This window comes from Gemmobacter sp., from assembly GCF_016792925.1.
Classification (GTDB): Bacteria; Pseudomonadota; Alphaproteobacteria; order Rhodobacterales; family Rhodobacteraceae; genus Gemmobacter.
Genome location: NZ_JAEULU010000133.1, coordinates 1 through 3,275 on the forward strand (window position 1 = coordinate 1; position 3,275 = coordinate 3,275).

Consider the following 3,275-nt stretch of genomic DNA (forward strand, 5'->3'; position numbering starts at 1 on the left):
GCGCTTCGCACCCGCCGGGCGGGCTCGGGCCTCTCGGTCGCTGGCTGAAACGGTTTTGCTGCTCCGCTTCCACAGGGGCGGCGAAACGCGGTGCGTTTCTGTTTCCGCCCCATGTGAGGTGGCTGAGGCTATTGCCCATGTCATATGGAAACGGGGGTGAGTTTGGGGCGAGTGCCCCAAAGGCACTCGGCCAGCGCCCGCCCTGCGGGGGGCGGGTGCTATCGCACCCACCGGGCGGGCACTGGCCTCTCGGTCGTTGGCTGAAACGGTTTTGCGGAGATGTTTCCACACGGGCGGGGAAACGCAGTGCGTTTCCTGATCCGCCCGGATGTGCGCTTGCGCGGGGGCAAAAACGCCACAGGCGGCAGTGGACCCCTACAGATAGTGTCGCGTTTTGCTGGACCGGGAAGAACTTGCCCGTTATCCTGATCTGTAACGGGGCGATATGACCCTGACATGAGGCAGTATAAATGGCGTTTCCTGAGCGGTTCTCGAACCTGCCGGATTATGCGTTTCCGCGCCTGCGGACGCTGATCGACCGTCTGACGCCCGGCGGCGCGCCGCTGGCGATGACCATTGGCGAGCCAAAGCACGCCATGCCCGATTTCGTCGGGCCGATTCTGGCCGCCAATCTGGCGGGCTTTGGCGTCTATCCCCCCAATGACGGCACGCCCGAACTGCTGGAAAACATCGCCGCCTGGGTGCAGCGGCGCTATGGCGTCACGCTGGCGGAAAACCGGCTGATGGTGCTGAACGGCACGCGCGAGGGGCTGTTCAACGCGCTGATCGCGCTGTCGCCGGAAAGCAAGAACGGCCAGAAGCCCGCCATTCTGATGCCGAACCCCTTCTATCAGGTTTACGCCGTCGCCGCGCTGACCATTGGCGCCGAGCCGGTCTATGTGCCCGCCACGGCGGCCACCGGCCATCTGCCGGATTATGCCAGCCTCGCGCCCGAGCTGCTGGACCGGGTGACGGTGGCCTATATCTGCTCGCCCGCGAACCCTCAGGGCGCGGTGGCCAGCCGGGCCTATTGGAAAACCCTGCTTGCGCTGGCCGAAAAGCATGATTTCCAGATTTTCGCCGATGAGTGCTATTCGGAAATCTGGCGCACGGCGCCGCCGCCCGGCATTCTGGAAGTGGCGCAGGAAGTGGGCGCCGACCCGGAGCGCGTGCTGGCCTTTCATTCGCTGTCCAAGCGCTCGAACCTGCCCGGCCTCCGCTCGGGCTTTGTGGCGGCGGGGGTGCAAAGCATGATCCGGCTGCGCAAGCTGCGGGCCTTTGCGGGCGCGCCGCTGCCCTTGCCGCTGCAACGGGTGGCCGAGGCGGCTTGGGCCGATGAGGCGCATGTGGCGGCCTCGCGCGCGCTCTATCAGGCCAAGTTCGACGCGGCCGACCGGATCTTCGCGGGCATGCAGGGCTATGCTTCGCCGGAGGGCGGGTTTTTCCTGTGGCTTCCGGTGGAAGATGGCGAGGCGGCGACGATCAAGCTGTGGACCGAAACCGGGGTGCGGGTGCTGCCCGGCGCCTACCTCTCGCGTGAGGCGGGCGGGCAGAACCCCGGCAAAAACTATATCCGCGTGGCGCTGGTCGCCCCGCAGGCCGAAACCGAGCGCGGGCTGAACCTGCTGCGCGATTGCATTTACGGGTGAGGTGACCGATGGCCCTGTATCAGATGCGTCAACGCGATCCGCTGGTGGACCCGGCCACGCAGGCCGCCTTGGCCCGCCGCGCGCGGGAGTTGATCGGCATTGGCCTGCTGTTCGGCGCCTTGCTGTTCACCGCCATGCTGCTGAGCTATTCGCCGGAAGACCCCGGCTGGATGGCGGCCTCGGATCAGCCGGTGAGCAACTGGCTGGGCGGGCTTGGCGCGGCCTTTGCCTCGACGCTGATCAATCTGGTGGGGCGGGCGGCCTGGGCCATTCCGCTGATGCTGCTGGCCTGGGGGCTGCGCCATGTGCTGCATCGCGGCGCCGAGCGCGCGGGCAGCCGGGTGGTGTTTGCGCTGATCGCGGTGGCGGTGGCGGCAGCCTTTGCCTCGACCCATGTGCCGGGCGAGGCCTGGGATCAGGCGCACAGCTTTGGTCTGGGCGGCTATTTCGGCGATACGGTGATGGGCACGCTGCTGGGCGTGGTGCCGGTGAAGGCGACCTTTGGCCTGAAGGTTCTGTCGCTGATCATGGGCTTGGCGACGCTGGCGATCTTTTTGTTCGTGACCGGGTTTGACCGCGACGAGCTGGAGGTGATCCGGCATTTCCTCGTGGTGGGGTCGGTGATGACCTATAGCCAGGTGATGCATTGGGCGGGCCAAGGCGGCGCCGGGGCCTTGCAGGCGGCGCAGGGGCTGCAAGAGCGGCAAAGGCAGCGCCGGGCCGAGGCGGCAGAGCGGCGCGGGGCAGAGGCGGATTATGCGGCGTTCTATGAGCTGCCGCGCCCGGCGCCGGCGCATCATCTGGCGCCGGTGAACCTGTCGGCCCCGCCGCCGATGCGGATGGCCGAGGCCTCGACTGCCGCAGTGGTGGCGGCGGCGGCGCGGCGCAACCGGGTGATCCGGGCCGAGGCGCCGCCAATGCCGATGCAGGAACCGGAGCCGGTGCTGGAGGATTACCACGCCTTCGAGGCGCCCGAGATGCCGGGGGCGGATGGCTATGCGGGCGGCTATGAAGCGCCGCAGAGGATGGCCGCGCCCCAGTTTCCGCCACAGCCGCGCAAGAAAGAAGGGCTGCTGGGGCGGCTGTTCTTTGGCTCTCCCGAACCCGAATTGCCTGAATATGGCCTGTCGCAGGCCGCCCAAGCCTATGAAGACGCTGCCATGTCCGATGACCCTGCCCAAAGCGAAGACCGTATCAAGGCCCGGATTTCGGATGTGATCCGAAGCCGGGTGCGGCATGGCATGGGCGCGGCGGCGCCGCAGCCGCATATGACGCCCTTGCAGGCGGCGATCGCGCGGCGCGAGCCGTCGCTGATGCGCCGGGGCGCGGGCCAGCCGGGCCTGCGCAGCGAGCCGCCGGTGGTGGCGGGCGCGCAGCCGGTGATGGCTGACCCGCTGGTGCATCACGCCACACCGCTGACGGCGGTGAGCGCGGCGGTGGCGGGTGCGGCGGCGCGGGCGGCTGCGGCGCAGGCGCAGCTGGAGGAACAACAGGCGGCGGCTGCCGAGGCGGCGGCGCGCGCGCCGATGATGCTGCACCCGGCGCAGCGGCGCGAGGAGGCGGCCCCGGCTATGCCCTCGTTCCACCGGGCGGCGGTCGGCGCAGCGGTGACGGCGGCGGCTGCGG

The 3,275-nt window shown here is 68.8% G+C and carries 2 protein-coding genes; both read left to right on the plus strand.

The features are described 5' to 3' along the window. Positions 1–470 precede the first annotated feature (470 nt). Complete coding sequence (locus tag JNN06_RS06670) at positions 471–1,649, plus strand: aminotransferase class I/II-fold pyridoxal phosphate-dependent enzyme (protein WP_291238814.1); 1,179 nt, start codon at positions 471–473, stop codon at positions 1,647–1,649. 8 nt (positions 1,650–1,657) lie between these two features. Next, positions 1,658–3,275: DNA translocase FtsK 4TM domain-containing protein (locus tag JNN06_RS06675; protein WP_291238815.1), on the plus strand; the 1,618-nt coding region annotated here is incomplete at its 3' end.

Bases quoted from the DNA above. Each gene is read 5' to 3' on its own strand.
- JNN06_RS06670 (WP_291238814.1), top strand. From the start codon at position 471: ATGGCGTTTCCTGAGCGGTTCTCGAACCTGCCGGATTATGCGTTTCCG.